This is a genomic window from Saprospiraceae bacterium (genome assembly GCA_016709995.1).
Taxonomy (GTDB): Bacteria; Bacteroidota; Bacteroidia; order Chitinophagales; family Saprospiraceae; genus JADJLQ01.
Map to the genome: position 1 here is coordinate 1426069 of JADJLQ010000001.1, position 18799 is coordinate 1444867.

14 protein-coding genes and 1 pseudogene are annotated in these 18799 nt (G+C 40.1%); 8 read left to right on the forward strand and 7 right to left on the reverse strand.

From position 1 onward, the window contains the following. The first annotated feature begins 2 nt into the window (after nt 1-2). The 5 genes from IPJ09_06020 to IPJ09_06040 all read left to right on the forward strand — a co-directional run bounded on the left by IPJ09_06020 (nt 3) and on the right by IPJ09_06040 (nt 3561). Nucleotides 3-425, forward strand: coding sequence for a hypothetical protein (locus IPJ09_06020; GenBank protein MBK7370983.1), 423 nt, complete (start codon nt 3-5; stop codon nt 423-425). Between the two features lie 630 nt (nt 426-1055). Beyond that, nucleotides 1056-1631 (forward strand): hypothetical protein, encoded by a 576-nt coding sequence (locus IPJ09_06025; GenBank protein MBK7370984.1) that lies wholly within the window; start codon nt 1056-1058, stop codon nt 1629-1631. 611 nt (nt 1632-2242) lie between these two features. Continuing rightward, nucleotides 2243-2563 (forward strand): winged helix-turn-helix transcriptional regulator, encoded by a 321-nt coding sequence (locus IPJ09_06030; protein MBK7370985.1) that lies wholly within the window; start codon nt 2243-2245, stop codon nt 2561-2563. Beyond that, the gene (locus tag IPJ09_06035) at nt 2560-3060 is read left to right on the forward strand and encodes an SRPBCC domain-containing protein (GenBank protein MBK7370986.1); all 501 of its coding nucleotides are present in this window, start codon (nt 2560-2562) and stop codon (nt 3058-3060) included. Before IPJ09_06030 ends, IPJ09_06035 begins: the two co-directional genes overlap by 4 nt. A gap of 75 nt (nt 3061-3135) precedes the next feature. Beyond that, nucleotides 3136-3561 carry a DUF1801 domain-containing protein gene (locus tag IPJ09_06040; protein ID MBK7370987.1) on the forward strand — a complete coding sequence of 142 codons (426 nt, stop codon included), beginning with the start codon at nt 3136-3138 and terminating at the stop codon, nt 3559-3561. A gap of 590 nt (nt 3562-4151) precedes the next feature. On the opposite strand, the pseudogene fbaA reads toward IPJ09_06040, so the two are convergent. Then, nucleotides 4152-5226: pseudogene (fbaA, locus tag IPJ09_06045) on the reverse strand (class II fructose-bisphosphate aldolase). 40 nt (nt 5227-5266) lie between these two features. Continuing rightward, complete coding sequence (trxB, locus tag IPJ09_06050) at nt 5267-6199, reverse strand: thioredoxin-disulfide reductase (protein ID MBK7370988.1); 933 nt, start codon at nt 6197-6199, stop codon at nt 5267-5269. A gap of 144 nt (nt 6200-6343) precedes the next feature. On the opposite strand from trxB, the gene IPJ09_06055 reads away from it, so the two are divergent. Further along, on the forward strand, nt 6344-7894 hold the full coding sequence (locus IPJ09_06055) for a S8 family serine peptidase (GenBank protein MBK7370989.1): 1551 nt from the start codon (nt 6344-6346) through the stop codon (nt 7892-7894). 14 nt (nt 7895-7908) lie between these two features. Here IPJ09_06055 and IPJ09_06060 read toward each other — a convergent pair whose 3' ends face one another. Further along, nucleotides 7909-8403, reverse strand: a complete 495-nt coding sequence (locus IPJ09_06060) for a shikimate kinase (protein ID MBK7370990.1) — start codon at nt 8401-8403, stop codon at nt 7909-7911. A 48-nt stretch (nt 8404-8451) separates the two neighbouring features. On the opposite strand from IPJ09_06060, the gene yajC reads away from it, so the two are divergent. Continuing rightward, nucleotides 8452-8778 (forward strand): preprotein translocase subunit YajC, encoded by a 327-nt coding sequence (gene yajC, locus IPJ09_06065; GenBank protein ID MBK7370991.1) that lies wholly within the window; start codon nt 8452-8454, stop codon nt 8776-8778. Between the two features lie 111 nt (nt 8779-8889). On the opposite strand, the gene IPJ09_06070 is transcribed toward yajC, so the two are convergent. From IPJ09_06070 to IPJ09_06080, 3 genes are read right to left on the reverse strand one after another with little or no spacing between them, the layout of a single operon-like run. Further along, on the reverse strand, nt 8890-12798 hold the full coding sequence (locus tag IPJ09_06070) for a gliding motility-associated C-terminal domain-containing protein (protein MBK7370992.1): 3909 nt from the start codon (nt 12796-12798) through the stop codon (nt 8890-8892). A gap of 9 nt (nt 12799-12807) precedes the next feature. Continuing rightward, nucleotides 12808-15231, reverse strand: a complete 2424-nt coding sequence (locus tag IPJ09_06075) for a hypothetical protein (protein ID MBK7370993.1) — start codon at nt 15229-15231, stop codon at nt 12808-12810. A gap of 20 nt (nt 15232-15251) precedes the next feature. Then, a complete protein-coding gene (locus tag IPJ09_06080) occupies nt 15252-16271 on the reverse strand; it encodes a PorP/SprF family type IX secretion system membrane protein (protein ID MBK7370994.1) in 1020 nt (339 codons plus the stop codon). A gap of 315 nt (nt 16272-16586) precedes the next feature. Between IPJ09_06080 and IPJ09_06085 the strand changes: the two genes are divergently transcribed. Beyond that, on the forward strand, nt 16587-17219 hold the full coding sequence (locus IPJ09_06085; protein MBK7370995.1) for a DUF664 domain-containing protein: 633 nt from the start codon (nt 16587-16589) through the stop codon (nt 17217-17219). A gap of 39 nt (nt 17220-17258) precedes the next feature. Here IPJ09_06085 and IPJ09_06090 read toward each other — a convergent pair whose 3' ends face one another. Then, the gene (locus IPJ09_06090) at nt 17259-18770 is read right to left on the reverse strand and encodes a M28 family peptidase (GenBank protein ID MBK7370996.1); all 1512 of its coding nucleotides are present in this window, start codon (nt 18768-18770) and stop codon (nt 17259-17261) included. Between the last annotated feature and the right edge of the window lie 29 nt (nt 18771-18799).

Genomic DNA, 18799 nt, shown 5'->3' on the forward strand with positions numbered 1-18799 from the left:
CTTTGCGGTTATTAGCAATCCTAATTCCTATTATAATATTGACACCACATTATAGAACTCAATATAGGCAGGGGCTGACAGGTAAATATAACATTGAAAAAATGACTGTGAATGGAAAAGATAAAATTATAGACCAATGTAGCGACACAACATTTTCAAAAGTTTATTTTGACTTGGGTGACTTTTTTATATTTACTAATAACAGTTTTAAGAAAAGGCAAATTGGACATTTTACAATTGATGAAGCAACAAGAACTTTTGAAACAACTTGGCAATATCCAACAGATATTAAAGATAATTTCAAAGGGAAAGTAACAGAGCTTGACAAAAATAATCGAATGAAACTAACAGGAATAAATGGACAAGACACATTAGAATTGGAGTTAGAAAAAATAAAAATGAAAAACTTCAATAAAACATATTAACGACTAGGAAAATGTGCAGCAACTAACAGCGGTCTTGCAAAATTGGAGCAGAAGTGCTAAATTTGAGCAAAGGAATTCTATTGAACATTTTTTACTTCGATTTCCCCACCTTCGCAAAGCTCTATTCGTTGTGGCCAATTGGGTAGGCCTCGTGAACAGAGGCGAGAATACCTAAAATCTTAGATTCAAAATGAAATGGTTAAATTGAGTTTGTCTTGACATCTGCGACATGCAATCAAAAATGACGGGAAACAGATATGTACTAGCTGTAAATAATTTGACAGTATCGGCAGAATTCTATAAGTATAAATTATGTTTTAAAACTTTGTGGGCGGAAGACGGCTGCATTTTCTAATTCGCGACACTGTAAAAATAATGATTGGAGAGTGTCCTGAGGAACAATCAGCAAGTGAAATTGCTGACCATTCATAATTTGCCTATTTAGAGATTGAGAACATTAATGATTTGTACCATGCTAGGTTGATTGCTTTTGTTATAATACTCGAACTAAAATAGGCACCTTTAGTTTTAGCTTTCATTTTACCTTAATTTTACATTTTTTTACAATGTAAATAACAAATATTGGTTAAACTTGCGTGATTATAAAAGTTTAAAAATAATCGATATATGATGAAAAATAAAAAAATCGTTTTGTCCTGCCTCATTATTTTGTTGATAGGAGTAACCTATTTTGCCACAATGGCTCTGCAAAAAAAAGGCGCAGATCAGGCCACCTTTTCTGGTGAATGGAAAGCTAAAGAGCCGATAAGTTTGGGCGGAAATATTGTTTGCGTATATGATGAAGGTGATCGTATGAACTCTAAGACAATGAAAATAACAGAACAGGCAGATTTTCTTACTATAGAAATACCTGACCCGTCGCATGGCGCTTCAGTCGCTATCAATGAGAAACTGGTGTTCGACGGTGAAGAAAGAGAATTCAATTTAAATAATGGCCGGGTATGGGGAAAGAAGTTTACAGTAAAGTTGTCTCCTGATAGAAAAACTATGACTGTAAAATCAATTGTACATCAGATGGTAGCCACTCCTTACAAAGTAAATGATTTAACACAAATGGTTGTTAATGTGACAGAGGTTTGGAAGTTGAGCAACGATGGCAAGTCAATTACTGTGATGACCAATGCAAAATCTAACTCAGATGGCGAAGAGCGTATCTGGAAAACCGTATTCGAAAAAGCCAATTAGTATTCAAATCTCTGAGACCGATTTGGCATACCCCTGCGAGATACCACAGTGGCCTATACCACAAAGAACACCCCCAACGTTCCCAAACTTCAGCCTGCCCCCTGACAGGCCGAAAAAGGAATTAACAACCCTAAGGGATAACTTAAAGGATATTGAATCCCGATTAATCAATTGACTAAATATTAAAAATATCGATCAGCTCTTTAAGAAATAAAGGGATTGGGGAAATTTCCTCTCAGACCCAAGGGCCATCTTTTATTCGATCAGGCATTGGCAAATGGATAATATTTCAGATTATTTTATCGACGGCTCTGTATTTTGGGCTTGTATTTGCCTTTCCCTCAAAATTATTCCAATCCAATTGGATGGCTGTTATTATTCATGGCATGGAAGGAGTGTTGGGGCTTATAATGGTTTTGGGCGCCATTTTAGGATTATCATAGGCAGCCTATCGTCAACTCTACAGCAAGAACTTATGTAGGTCCACCAAAAATCACCGACAAGCGCTTTACATTTCAACCTGCTAAAAAATAATTGAAAAAAATATTGCGCAACTCGCAAGTTGCATATATATTTGCAACCTGAATGTTGCGTAATTTAATTTTAAAAAAATGAAGCAAGACCTATTCCAAGCCATAGCTGACCCTACCCGCAGGGCTATTTTGACCTTCCTTGCCTTTCAAGCTTTGACGCCAAATGCCCTGGCAGAAAAATTTGATATGAGCCGACAGGCAGTATCAAAACATATTAAAGTATTACAAGAATGCGAATTAATCAAACCTGAACAGTCAGGCAGAGAGATATATTATCACTTTAATCCAAAAAGAATGCAAGAAATTGATAATTGGTTAGCTCAGTTCAGGAAAATTTGGGAAACTCAATTTAATCAACTCGACAAAGTATTATCAACAATTAAAAAACAGAGAAAATGAAAAACAATTTGCTATTTGATTTTACGGCTGACAAAACGGCAAAAACAGTGTTTATAACCAGAGAATTTGATGCGGAGCTTTCGTTGGTATGGGATGCTTTTACCAAACAAGAAATTCTGGACCAATGGTCAGCACCTGCCCCTTGGATGGCAAAAACTAAATACATGAATTTCGAAGTTGGGGGAAAAAGATTTTATGCGATGGTAGGCCCGGAAGGACAAGAAAGTTGGATAATTCAGAAATATACTTCAATTACTCCAACCACCCATTTTAAACTGTGGAATGCTTTTGCAGACAAAGATGAAAACCCTGAATTGACAGGTTCTGAATGGGATTACAATTTCAGCGAACAAAATGGCATTACAAAAGTGACGATTACTATTTTTAATGAATCTTTTGATCGGATGGAGAAGCTACTGGAAGGCTTCCAACAAGGATTTACATTGACCTTGAATAACCTGGAAAAACTGTTAGCCATTTTGTCTAAACGCAAATAAAACACCATCCTATTGAGTAATAATCATGCGAACTTTGAAACAACAAAATATTCAACATTTAATTTTATTCTTTGTATGAGCGTACAAGAACAAATCAAAGAGTATATCACTAGTCAACCCGAACCAAAACACAGCGATATGCATGCCTTGCACCGAATCATTATGGATATATTGCCAAAATGCAAATTATGGTTCTTAGATGGCAGGGACGATCAAGGGAAAACTGTTTCTAACCCTAATATAGGATATGGAATTCAGATCTTAAAATATGCTGATGGAACAACGAAAGAGTTTTACCAAATTGGTATCAGTCCAAATACAACAGGCATCTCTGTATATATCCTTGGAATAAAGGATAAGCATTACTTAGCCCAGACTTATGGAAAAGATCTAGGCAAAGCAAGCATAACGGGATATTGCATTAAGTTTAAGTCACTGAAAGACATAGACATTGAGATACTTAAAGCGGCTATAAGATATGGGGTTGAGTCCAAGAGTTAAATATGGCCAGCAAATGAAATAGTCAAAAAAACGAACCAAATAGACATTAGTCAATATGCCTGGCTACCAGTAGGCAGGTACCTGACCCCTGCTTTAGCTGAATGGAATTTTGAAAAATGATTATTTTTCAATGATCACCTGTAATAATTTCAATAAGGTCTCACAGTTTTGAATTGGCTATTTCTGAAATTCTGTAACACATATTGTTAGTCAGGACTAGAAGGATTTTCAAATCTCCTTATAAGTAAGTTCACATACTGCCAAATCAATAGGTTGTTATGTAACATAAATTACAATATTAAAATACTTTAGTGGTTACATTTGTGAGTGAACACTTACTTAAAAAAAATTAAAATCGAAAACCATGAATGGGTAAAAAAGGTGGTTATAGAGGTCCGGTGTGAATTATGGACGAAAGTGATGAATCTTGATCGTTTTGATTTGAAATAACTAATGTTGACTTTTAAAAATGCACAGAGCCTTCAAAAAAGCAATCTAAGCAATAACAAAAAAATAATTTAAATACTTGAGTTAGCAAAAACGCGAGTAGGATACCCTATCATCCCTAGACCAAGCGGCGCAGCCTAAACTTAGTTACGATTGATACAATTCAAATCTTCAAAAGCGATCTTCAATCTTTTCTTAAAGTTTTCTTCACCACTTCTAAGCCATTTCCTGGGATCATATTGATTTTTATTGGGTTTTTCTGGTCCTTCAGGATTGCCTAGCTGGGTTTGCAGATAGTCCTTTTTTTGCGTCGTAATAATCTTTGATCCCTTCCCAGAACGCCCATTGCATGTCCGTATCGATATTCATTTTGATCGCACCATAACTGATAGCTTCCCTGATTTCGTCACGGGAACAGCCAGAACCACCATGAAATACAAAGTTGACAGGCTGATCAGATGTAGTCTTATAATGCGCTTTGATATATTCCTGCGAATTTTTTAAAATGATAGGCTTAAGCTCAACATTGCCAGGAGCATATACCCCATGTACATTGCCAAAAGCTGCTGCAATAGTAAATGTGTTGGCTATTTTGGACAACTCTTCATAGGACTGAGCTACGTGTTCCGGTTGAGTATATAATTTTGAATTTTCAACGCCGCTATTGTCCACACCATCTTCTTCCCCCCCTGTCACACCGAGCTCTATTTCTATACCTGTGCCAATGCGCGCCATGCGCTTGAAATATTTTTTTGAGATAGAGATATTTTCATTGATAGGTTCTTCACTAAGATCCAGCATATGACTGCTGAATAAAGGAAATCCCCTTGATTTAAAATACTTTTCCCCTACTTCTAACAATCCATCTATCCATGGTAAAAGCTTTTTAGCACAATGGTCAGTATGAATGACAACCGGAACCCCATAAGTTTTGGCCATGATGTGTATATGCATGGCTCCGGATACGGCACCAAGTATAGAAGCTTGTTGATACTCGTTTTTTACACCCTTACCTGCGAGAAAAGAAGCACCGCCGTTAGAAAATTGTATGATCACCGGGCTATTAACATCACGCGCAGTTTCGAGCACAGCATTGATGGTATTAGTACCGATTACATTGACTGCCGGAATCGCAAACTTCTCAGCATTGGCATAATCATACAAATCTTTTAAATGAGGGCCGAAGACAACTCCCGGTTTCAGTTTTGAACTAATCATGATTGATATTAAATTTTATATTTTATTAAATTTTGTTCGATTATAATATGCCATGGGCTCCGAGATATCGTTCTGCATCAAGTGCAGCCATACAACCAGTTCCAGCTGCAGTGACAGCCTGGCGATAAATGCGGTCTGCTGCATCTCCCCCCGCGAAGACCCCTTCCCTATTGGTCTTGCTGGACCCGGGTTGAGTGATCAGGTACCCACTTTCATCCATATCTAACCAGCCTTTAAATATAGCTGTATTGGGTTGATGCCCTATTGCCACAAAGAATCCACTCAGAGGCAATTCGGTCATCTCCTGGCTGATATTATTTTGGATTACAACGGATTGTACAGATTGATCCCCTTTTATTTCTTTAGTTTCAGAATTCCACCAAACTTTGATATTAGGAGTATTCAGCACCCGCTCTTGCATAATTTTAGAAGCTCTGAGCTCATCCCTTCTGACGATGAGGTCTACTTTGCTGCATAGTTTTGACAAATAGAGGGCCTCTTCTGTAGCCGTATCACCGCCTCCGACGACACCTACCGCTTTCCCACGAAAGAAAAACCCATCACAAACAGCACAGGCACTTACCCCTTTGTTCATATAAGTCTTTTCCGAAGGCAGACCTAGCCACTTGGCACTGGCACCCGTGCATATCAAGACCGTATCAGCCTCAATATCAAGGCCTGCCTCGGATACCAGGTGATGTACCGGGCCGGTAAAATCGACTTTCTCAATACGCTCATACCTCAGGATGGTACCAAATCTTTCCGCTTGTTTTCTAAACTCTTCCATCATCTCTGGCCCCATGACACCGTCAGGATAACCCGGAAAGTTTTCAACTTCAGAAGTTAAAGTAAGCTGCCCTCCTGGCTCCGTACCAGTATACAGTAAAGGCTTCATACCAGCCCTGGCTGCATAAATAGCTGCTGTATAACCTGCGGGACCGGAACCAATAATGACACAATGATGTTTTTCCATAATTAAAGGGCGCAAAGGTAAGGATTTTCAAGCTTAAAGCATCGATGACATCTTCTACTATCGTCTTGGTTCTTTTCGTCTGTAAAAACCACATGTTGAACGATTTTTTTTTACAATATGATTAAAAAGTAGTTAGTTCGTATTATGAATCACCTGGTAGATTGGTATTCTAAAGGATTTTGGCTAGCCACCTTCTCTTTGGTAGCCTGGCAGCTAGCTAAATCTCATGATGGTTGGTCGAGAATAGCGCAGCTCGGCCTGGTCCTCGGTCTTTCTATTTACGCCATTTCTTTTTCATTCATTGAAGTGACTGCAGTATCTAAATTAGTTATTTTATCAAGAGATATGGTGCTCTTGGGTTTCGTTTCAATTGTTTTCCAAGCTTTGCGCAGCTACAAGAGCCTTTATTGGCTGTCAGTCATCTTATTGTATGCTTTATCTAAATTGTTTATAGGAGAATGGCAAAAAGCAGCTTTTTCCTCGGTACCTGTTTACGCCCCTGATGGAGAAAACGAATGGGAACTCCTGGTTCAATTGAAAGATAAAGACGCTTTGAAAGATATCCAGTCTGTCGTTGATAAATACAGACTGATCACTGAACCTGCTTTCAAGTTGAAAGACGCCTCCAATACAGATTTGGACGAGTATATTTCCATTGAAGTTCCTCAAAAAAACGAAAGCCTGTTATTGGATATTAAATCTGAGCTCAGTGTCATCAGAAATGTCCAGTGGCTGGAAGATAATGAGATTATTAAAGCTGAAGAAAATCCCGCGCAGGTCTTTAAGTCAACATTCAAACCCCTAAGCAATGATCCCCATTCTGAAAAACAGTGGGCTATAGAAGCTTTGGGCTGGAATCAGGTGCTTGAAAAATTTAATGATACCCATATAAAACCCACCAAAAGATCAAAAATATTTATCCTCGACACAGGCATCGATGGTAATCACGAGGACTTAAAAGACAATTATGTCTCCATCGACTCCAAATACGATACAGATGAATTGGGTCATGGGACCCACTGCGCCGGTATCGCTGCAGCAGTGACCAACAATGAAAAAGGGATTTCATCCGTAAGCCCTGGACCTGCCTTTGTGAGTGTATCCAGCATCAAAGTGTTGGGAAGGTTTGGAGCTGGAACACAAAGAGACATTATCAATGGCATTCTGCAAGCCGCTGATGCGGGCGCCAGTGTCATTAACCTGTCTCTTGGCGGTCGAAGCCTGGATTCTAAGCAGAAAGCCTACAGTGATGCCGTAGCATATGCCAATGCCAAAGGGGCCATAGTCGTAGTAGCTGCGGGAAATGACAATGCCGATGCTCGAGGATATGCGCCTGCCAATGCGCAGGGAGTCATCACGGTAAGCGCGGTAGATACCAATTTGAATAAAGCCTCTTTTTCCAATAGTGTCGAATTTATTAAATACAAGATTTCAGCACCCGGCACTCAGATTTACAGCACTATCCCCAACAATCAATATGCCCCATTCAACGGTACCAGCATGGCAGCACCTTATGTAACCGGTCTGGTAGGAATGATGAAAAGCATAGCTCCTGACCTGACTACCGCTCAAGTATATGACATCTTAAAATCTACTGGTACTGAGGGAAAAGATGTAACCCAAACCGGGTATACGATTAATGCCGACAAAGCGATTACCAAACTATTGGCTAATCTCTCTTCCCTGGCCCAATGATTGCACATAGTGACCTATCCATCTGGCTGTCTGTACTTTATCTTCAAAATCGAATACTTCCAGGTGTGCTTTTGAATAAAAGGAAGTCGCTCAGAAAGTTTATGTTCAATAAAAGTTTGTAATGCAGTATGGTCCAGGTGATTGATCAATGGGCGATGTTCTTTTTCTGACTGTAACCTTTGCATCAGTACCTCGACACTACAATTGAGAAATATCACCAAACCATGATCTAACATCCAAAGCATATTGTCATAAAAGCATGGAGTACCTCCACCAGTGGCAATGACGACTTGAGTATCGGCTTCAAGGCTATGCAGGGTATCTTTTTCAAATTCGCGAAATCCTTGCTCGCCATGCAGTGAAAAAATCTCAGATATCGTATTATGGTATTTTTCTTCAATAGCTTGATCTAAATCTAAGAAAGAAAACCCCAGTTCGGCAGCGATAAGTTTGCCCAATGTTGATTTTCCACTGCCCATAAATCCTACTAAAAATACCCTTGAAGTCATTTCCATCACAATATTATTATTTTTGCTTCACTAAACAATTTAATTATTATGCTTCAACTTATCATTTTACAGGCTGCCTCTGGAGGAGGAATACTCAATTTATTGATGTTTCCGATATTGCTGGTCATTATGTATTTCTTTTTCATCAGACCTCAGCAAAAGAGACAAAAGGACCAGGCCAAATTTCAAACTGAGATCAAAAAAGGAGACGACATAGTCACCCTTAGCGGCATTATAGGTCGGGTCAATAAAATTGAAGGAGATATCGTCTCGCTTCAGATTGACACCAAATCCTATATCAATGTGGTCAAAAGTGCGATCTCAAAAGATATGACAGAATCCTATCGCAAGGGCACTCCGGCTAAAATGGAGTAAATCCATAAAGAGAATGCGAATAGCTTAAATCTACTTCTGATTTCAAATCAAAAACAAAAGGAGCAGTGATGCTCCTTTTGTTTTTTTATTTCAATTGTAAAATTCGTGTTTCTACCTCAAAATGGTCACATTACCTTTCTTCATAAACTGCTGACCATCAATACAGATCACAGTTAAATAGTATCCATAGACATCTGGAGGCAGTAGTTTGCCTTTGTAGGTTCCATCCCAACCAACTGATTGATTGGTCGTCTCAAATACTTTTTCACCCCAACGATCATAAATAATCAAACTCATCCGATCTACAATATTGGAACGTAAATAGAGCACATCATTTTTGCCATCTCCATTGGGTGAGAAGGCATTGGGCAGAAAAATAAATGGCTCGGCACACTCTGGTATGTTGACGGTGATGGTCACAGCCCGGGTAGCTACACAGCCATCCGGACTCGTTACAGTCAAGTTATAGGTGGTAGTTTGCTTTGGAGTAGCCACTGGGTTTGGAACATTGGGATTGTCCAGTGTCTCGGAGGGGCTCCAACTATAAGTATAACCTGGTAGTATAGTAGTTGTAATCTGGGATGTCTGTCCTATAGTGATCGTAGTTGGATTGGCTGTACTGGTGACTGTCCCAACAGGGCTGACATTGACTCTTACCGAATCTGTCACTGAGCAACCCTGAGCATTGGACACTTTGACTCTATAAGTAGTAGATACATCAGGTTTGATCTGAGGATTGGCCGTATTAGCACCACTCGTGATGGATGCTGTTGGTGACCACTCGTAAGTCAATGCCTGTGCAGGATTTTGTCCGGTCACTTGCAATCCGGCAGAAACGCCCTGGCACAAGGGATCAGGACCTACTAAAGAAGCTTTAATATTGATTTTGCCAGGGTCTACTATTACTGAATCGGTTCTTCGACATCCGTTTTCATCAGTACCCACTACCCTGTACACCGTCCGTTGCAGCGGATTTGCTGTAAAGGTATCCTTGGTCGCTACCCTGGTGCCGGATGGCAAGAACCATTCAAAAGTAACTTTAGGGTTGTTGGAGCTCGCTTTGAGTAAAAAGCTCGTCGCAGTACAACTAATAGTATCCTTATAGGAGGGTGTAACTTTAAAATCAGGTGGTACGATCACTTTTACTGCTTTGGATTGGGTACAATTACCACGCTGCGTGTCAGTGATTTTTACATTGTACGTAGTAGTCTGATTGACAGTGGCTGATGGGTTGGCTATATTGGGATTGTCAAGTCCTGCGGCCGGTGTCCATTCGTATTTGAATCGAGTACTGCCGGTTGGGTTTAATGGGGTGGGCACACCCGCACAAGCTTTGATACTATCCATTATTTTTTTGACTTCATCTACGATGGGAATATTGAGCTTGACTGTTTTAGTCACTTTACAATCATCAAACCTGGTATCGGTGATGGTCACCGTAAATATTGTTGGTTTGACAATGGTGGCTTTCGGGTTGAAACTGGTAGAATCATCCAATACATTCCCTGGTGACCATTGATATTTCAGATTAGGATCCGCCTTGCCTTGTGGATTGAGCTCGGCAGGCACATCATTGCATACATCAATTGAATCTGGTATTGCATCAGCGGCCAATGATGACGGTATGACCACAACTATTTGCTTGGACAATACACATGTATCTGCAGGATTAGTTACGGTGACAGTAAACACAGTCTGCCCATTGACAGTTGCAATAGGATTTATAGCTTTGGCATCATCTAGAAACTGCGCAGGAGACCATTCATATTTTAATGCTGGATTGCCACCCGGATTGAGTCCTACACCCTGACCGGCACAAGCCAGCACGCTGTCTTTGATAAAATCTACCTGATCCGATGTCGGAGTCTTCACGATAATAGTCAAAGAACCCAAACCAATTCCGGTGTTGGCATCAAAAAAATCAGCTATGAAAGTCCTGGCACTATCTACTATAAATATAGGGTTGGACTTGCTCAAGTCATCTAATTTGTCCGTCGGTCTCCAGATATAAGTGTATGCAGGATTTGCCCTTGGATTGATGGCAAGAGGATTTCCTACACATCCATTGACAGAATCTACCAGGCTGAGACAAGAGACATTACCCAAATTAAATGTTTTACTTAATGAAGGAGCACAACCATCTGTGGTCCGCAAGGTGACCGTATAGGTCCCTCCTGTGGTATAAGTGTGCTCTGGCTCTCGCTCTATCGCAGTCGTGCCGTCTCCAAAATCCCATTGGTAGTTAGTCAACTGATCACTTTGGTTATTTACTTTTATTTTTAGTGAACCACAGGCATTGGTAAAGGTAAAGGCCAATGTAGGTTTGATCAGGGATATGATCAAAATCGAATCCCGGCTAGTACATCCTGCCTTGTTATCTACTGTGACATATAAATAGATGGCTTGATTGATTGGAGAGAATACTTTTGGTTCGGGACTATTAGCTCCACTGACGATCAATGGGCTTGGGTCCCAGGTATAGTTATATTTTGCTTTAATCGAATCTGATAATACAAATTTCAAAGTAGTGGTATCACCGGTACAGACTACCATTTGATCCGCATGATCTTCAGGATGGACAAAGGAGGTAACAAAAGTCTTTGAAAATGAAACATCACATCCGTTACCCTCTTCAGATATATCGAGTTTGACCGTTGCAACCACCCCATTGGGTACAGTGATTACAGGATTTTTTAAATTTGAACTAATTGTCTGACCATTATAAGTGATAGTCCAGATATATTTTGCATTGGGATCAACTCCGGTGCTTAGATCAGTAAGTGATAATTGAAGATCTCCATTAATGCATTCACCGGATCTGGCAGCAAAATCGACTGTAGTGGCACTACTCAATTTGAGTCTCACGATTTGGAAAGCAGTATCAAAACAAGTACTGTCCCTCGTAATGACCAGGGCCACTTTGTATGTACCGGTGTCTGTGTATTTGTAAGTGGGCTCTGCTTCTGAACTGGTAGCATTGAGGTTGCGATCAAAATCAAAAAACCATCTTGAGTGCAGGGCATTTTGACTTTCTTGTTTGAAGTTCACAGTCAGATCATCACACTGAAGTGCCGGGGCTATAATTTTGGCGTCCACAAGATTGGTACAGTCTATTATTTTTACCTCGTAATCTCTAAAGACGGTACCTATAAACTGACCATTCCTGTATTCTTCGACCTGGACACCTATTAGAAATTGGCCCAACGTACCTGGCACTGCTGTAATCTCTCCTGTCTTCGAGTCTATTTTAATTGGATCGCCTCCTAACATGTCAGACTGGCTATAAGGTTCTTGCCAACTTATAGGATTAAAATCTGGTTTATTAGGCGGCTGTGGCTTGGGGAAGTTGCGAGTTGCACCAGTGTATGGAGTCCAGAGCTTGTATACTAATGAATCACCATCCTTGTCTGTGGCTCCATGATCAAATCGAAAAGGCTTGCCAACGCAAATAAAGATAGGAGACCATTTTTTGAAAACGGGTGAACTATTGCACTGCGACATTGCCAAATCTGAAATATGTACCACCCAGGATGCGCCTGTTTCTAATGGTTCTTTGATATTCTGGATGGGTACATTGCGACAACATCTCTGATACATGAGGTAATAACCGCCTGGTCGGAAAGGTAAAAAGACAGTTCCTCTGTAAGTGGTCTCATGGATACAAACACTATTTACTCCGTCAAGAGAACATAAATTCTCCATAATCGATTCTAACGTATCATTCTGATTAAGCTTCAAAAGTAACTGGCCTTTAGTGCCCAGTCCCTGCATCAACTCTCCTGTGCGATCAAAAATACCAATAGACGCCGGATCATCGAAAAATGCTTCAGGATCACCATTATAACAATCCCGTCGCACGACCATGGTCACCTCGTATATATCCTTAGCCACGCAACGGTAGGTAATATTGCCACCTACGATATGGGTAGCGTTGGCTTGGGTAACCAACAGGACAAGCATGGTCACTGAGGTTAGGGCCTTAAAGTTTTTCCACATTTTCTGCATATATAATTTCTTCATGGTGGCCTCCTATTTATTACTTTTTATATCTACTATTTCTACTCTGCGCTCCTGAGATGCATCAAGGCTAAAAACAGATAACCTGGTATCCCGAAGAATGTCAGGCACTTTTTTAGGAGCGGTCAACTCTCCAAAAGATTTTTCAGAAATAGTTAGTTGTTTGTTATTCAAAAAGTTTGAAAGTATTCCATCCCGATATTTCAGGAATTCGTTCTTCACGCTAAATATTCTTCTTTGACCTAAGATCAAATTGTATTTTTCGCTGGCGCGTGGGCTGGCATATCCTTTGAGGAAAATTTCAAACTTATCTCCTCTCTGCAACATACTGATGAGTATATCCAGAAACTTACTAAGATCATTATTTCCTTTCGCCAATCGATCATTAAAAAATGTTTCGTAAGCCTGATCTGAAATAGGGATTTCCTCTTGCTTCAGCTTACTGGCCCATTGATCCTTAAATTCTTCTTTTCGGGCATAATATGGAGGGAAGGTCTCACTGTACAGTCTGTCAGTACGCGGTTTGTAAGATCTGATATCAGGCTGATCATTGTCAAAAAATAAAATTAAAGGCAAAAATGAATAAATGTCGCCGATCTCCATGTACAGGTTTTCTGTAATAGTATTGGCTTTGACATCCCTGGTATCAATCATGACCGTAGCAGGATTATACCCCTTTTTATTAGCTATGATCCTGTATTGATGGCCTCTGATCAGTGGAAAATGGAAATCATTGGCGTCAAGATTTATTTTGGACACGATGGTACTATCTGTCAAATCGATTAATGTCACTTCTGCCCCTTGCAGTGCTTGTTTGGTTTTGGCATCGAAGGTAAATGCATTGAGATCTATCTTGTCAGTCTCCAGGTAAAGTTTCTTCTCGATCTTTTGAGATCGATTAAGCCCATAAGTTGATACATTGGTCGAGTCAGGTCTGTATCCTTCTTTCTCCGCAATGACCAGGTATTCTTTGTTTCGTTCCAAAGGAAAATTAAAATCATTTAAATCATGGAGGGTGACGAGGATATCTTCCGCCCCTGGATCAGTTAAATTTTTTAATCTCACAGTAGCGCCTAATAAATCTTCCAGCGTGTTTTTGTCGAAAGTACTGACGAGCAGGTCTATTTTAGTAGGCTCAGCCTCAATGCTGTAAATGTCATAACAACATGCTTCCTGCAGCGCGTCCAAATAGGATGACCCTACCCGATTTGAAGACATCAATCCTTTCTTGCCATCCGCAGAGATCGTATAATAGATATCGTTATAACTGGTATTGATGGGTGGATCGATGTGCTCAGCTTCAAGAAAAGCCCCATTTTTAAATATAGCTTTATATACATCATAGCCCCCCATTCCGATTCGACCGTCCGAACTGAAATATAATTCGCCGAGATTATTCTGAAAAAAAGGCGTGATATCATTTTCGGCAGTGTTAATGGCCACCAGGTTTTGAGGGATACCAAAAGTTCCGTCTGCATTGATGTCAGCAGACCAAATGTCCAGCTTGCCTTTTCCTCCAGGCCGGTCAGAAACCCAATACAGTACTTCATGGTTATTTTTTGAATCAAAGGCTATATTGGGCTGCGTAGTCGTAAATCCAGGTTGATTGATTGGTTCAGGTATCTTAATAGCCTCACCAAAACTACTGTTTGTATAATCCCTGTAATATAAATCGCACCGGATATCAGCATCGTTGAGATTTTCACACAATGTGAAATACATTCTGTTATTCAGCGTGTTGATTGCAGTATTTGCAGTATGACCCAAAGGATTATTGATCGAACTGAAACCATCATTGGCTTGACCGTTGATAGACAACAAGACATTGGAATATGTTCTTTTGGGCACTGCCTTTTCGGCAGGCAGTTCAAATCGCATGGAAGAATATATCAAGGTATCTCCCTTTTGAGATGCTCCAAACTCCGAATATGGAGTATTGATTTCATCTCCCAACCTGGTCACTTTTACAGCTTCACTTGTCTGGGCAACTTGTTGAGTGGCCCATTGAGACGCTTTTACTTCTTTGTCTGCACGTTGAGTATAATATACATCTTCATTCCTGTTTTCAGCCAGGTACATATTATATCCAGCGATAGCTTCTTCATATTTACCTTGCGCCTGTTTCATAGCCGCGAGGTGATATTTGTCCAGTGAATATGCATCTTTCTTATCAGCATCCACTACTTTTTGATAATACAACTCTGCAACTTTGTAAGAATTCAGATTCCGGGCGGCTTCTGCTGCAGCATGCATTCGTTCTATTCTGGTACTGTCAAATTCCAGTGCATTGAGATTGTATACTAATGATGAGTAATAATCTTTGGTTAGAAAGGCATCATCGGCAGCTTTTACATAGGCTTTAAAAGTCTGCCCTGTCAGGGTGCCTATCGCCAACATCCATGTCAGTGCTATGATCGAAGGTTTATATAAGTTCATAATCTTCACTTTTAAATAAATTAGTATATCGGACATGCTTTCATCTGGCTCAATGGCTTCACTTTGGTGATGATATAGGTCAAAGAAAATTCAGGACCTCCTTTTTTGTCTGTGACTCTATTAAACTGACTGGTATTCACATCATAACTGATACCCAACTGCAATTCATTCAGATACAAATGAAAAGCGGGAGCGATCGCATCTTTAAACCGGTACATACCATACACTCCTAATGCATAATTTTTGCCACGCTTTTGATTTAAATAAAATTTTGGTCCCGCTCCTATCAGGAACTCTTTGTAAGGTTTTTGAAATTGAGCAATGCCATGCACCATTAAATCAAGTGAATTGGACAATTGTGATTGAATCAACGTATTAATCGCAAAACGAATTGGCAATTTAACAGACTTATCATCCGTATAAAATGGGTTTTTAGGACTATTGATATGAAATGCTGCCAGTCCGATATCTGCTTTGGACCTAGTGGATTTTTGAATCCTGTAATTTACACCCATATTGAGATCAGGGATAAACAAGGATTTGCGATCGAATGATTCCGTCACATTCCTGGTAGGTATAAATTGTACTCCGTCCCACTGTTCGTCAAAATTGAGGTCGTCAAGTGAAAATGCTCTTCTGGAAAAACCTAATTGGGCACCAACAGTAAAAAAATTATTAACCCCTACAGGTAATGAATAAGACCCATTCAGGCCCAAAGTCGCCAGGTTAAGTTTGGAATCGCCAGCCTGATCATAGTTAAAGACCAGTCCCGCACCGAAAAAATCTTTTCTAGCTTGTTTGCGATAGATCTTCATATCATAAGCACCGGTCACAGTCATATATGGCACAGGCAATACCCGCCATTGATTTCTGTAATTGGCAGCCATCCTCACATCCCCATTAAATATGCCTGTCAGCCCGGGATTGATATTGACATGGGCATTATAAAACTGAGTGTAATGCAGATCCTGAGCTCGCACATTAGAAATTGTTAAAATTAAAATTGCCAGCTTGATAGAGTAAAAAAAATTGCGTTTCATAGAACCCTCTTAATTATATTATATATTTTCATAATGTTTATAAAATTGATAAATAGACAATTAGCTATAAATTCAATTTTTAATAATTTCCTTTGGGTATATAAGCAAAAACCATGCTAAATATTTTGAATGCATTAACTCGAAGGCAGCAAATGGGGATAATGACCTGATAATTTTTTTTAACGAAATGATAACCTCTTTTAGTCTGACATTTGGCTTTAATATTTGAGTCTGCATTAACTTATCAGTTTGCTTACTTTTGGACATTACTACGTTGATATTCAATCATATTTTGTCAATAATAATCTCTTTTTTATGAAAAAAAATCAAACTCGACGCGACTTTATTCATAACACCGTGGCTGCTTCCGCCGGGTCTTACGCCTTCCTCTCAGCTCCAAGGCTGGGCCAAAAGCCCAAATTAGTAGGAGACTCTATTAACCTTATAGGCCCTAAATCTGGTTATACCGCCCAGATAGGCACTTTGATCTCGATGCTTGATTGGTTGAGTTTTTCTGTAAAAGGGGTGACCAAATCATTATCAGTAGCAGCTCTGGACTACCTGCATGATGCCGATTCAAACTCCATAGGGGCTTTGATGCTGCATGTGGCCGCAACAGAAGTGATCTACCAGGATATCACTTTTTCTGGCCTTGATGACTTCAGTCCTGCTAATAAAGAGCGTTGGAACGTGGCTATGGAACTGGGTCACGATGCCCAATCAAAAATCAAAGGCAATCCCTTGTCTTATTATATCGATGCGATGGACGAAGCCAGGTCCAAAACCAAAGCAGAGATGAAAAAAAGAGATGACAAATGGCTCTTGACCGGAGAAACGAAAGATTGGGATTGGAATAACTACTGTAAGTGGTTTCACGTAGCAGAACATTTTGCCAATCACCGAGGACAGATCACCTGGTATAGCAAAAGATTGCCTAAAGTAAATTAAATCAGCGTATCCCTTGGCCCGTCCGAACGGGCAGAGTCTTTAATAACCATATAGCTTTTTGCCCGCAGATTCATATTTATCACCAGAGCTCCATCTGGGAAGCTCTATTTTATTGGCTATTTGCAATGCTGACAACACAAACGCCTTGGTAAATCGGTGTAAATAACCATAACTGATATTGTCCGGATTGTCTATCGCCTGGTGATAATATTTGCCCACCTCTTGATCAAAAGTTTTAAATCCAGCTGCGAAAGTCGGAGCTGGAATACCCAACTGCGCAAAGGACACGTTATCAGACCTGTCAAACAAACCTTGTTCAGGAGCAGGATCGGCTATTGTAGTTAAGCCAAAAGCTTTGCAGGCTGTATTCATTTCATCGGCAGCCCCTACTCTATTGAGTCCTATGATCGATACCAGCGTTGTATCTGAATAACCTGCTCCATCTGAGTTAAGGTCAAAAATTACCTTATTCCAAGGCATCACAGGATGCTCAGCAAGGTATTTTGAACCCAAAAGGCCAATCTCTTCACCATTTACAGCTGCAATCATCACCGATCTGTTAGGAGGGTTTTTGGCAAAATATCGGGCTGCAGCGAGAAGTCCAACTGTACCCCAGGCATTGTCACGAGCCCCATTCCAGATAGTGTCATTGCCGATGGGTTGGCCAGCTTTCACTCCTACATGGTCAAAATGAGCAGACAATAATATATACTGATCCCTTAGTTTTTTCTTTTTGCCGGGTATCATACCCAGGACATTGACAGCTTCGACAGGAGTAGTAGCAGCCCCTGGAGTATTTATTGTGATCGGATAGCTTTTCCCTTTTGACCAGGTAGGTTTATTACCATTGGTAGGTAGTTGTAGCCATGCATGCAAAACGCTTGCATGGCCTCCGGCTCCTTCCACGATCTCCAGTCTTTCTTTGCTAAAATAGTTCCTGAAAAAATTCCATGGGAAAGAAAGGTTATATATTTCTATCAAACCCAATGCACCATGATCTGCCGCCATCTTCCGTTTTAATGGCATGGCACTAAATATCTCTGACGGAGATCCGCCTTCTGGCAATCCTCCCTGCACAATAACATATTTACCTTTTACCTCTAAACCCTGATAGTCATCTCTGCCTTTGGCAGCATCTACCCATCCATAATCAGCATAGATCGCTTCAGTAGTTTTATTTATAGCACCGCCATCCAAAATCACCAGGTTGTTTTTGACTACATACTCAGTGCCCCCCATGGAAAGAGTCCCGGACAAGGGAGGTACATATTTCACAAAAGGTATTGGTTGGAAATATCCGTTCATACCCGGAATAGTTTTGACACCGGCTTTTTTAAATTGATCTGCGATATAATTGGCAGCTTGTTGGTTACCTGGCTCCCCTGTCTTGCGCCCCTTCAAAGCATCGGAGGCGAGATACATCATGTCAGTATATATTTTATCCTGATTTACACTACTATTTATTTTTTTAATAACCTTTTGAGCGCTACCCGTGTTGTCAAAAATGGTAAAAAACAGAATTATTAATACACAATGATGTAATGATTTCATATGATAGTTAGATTTGTGACAAAAATAAG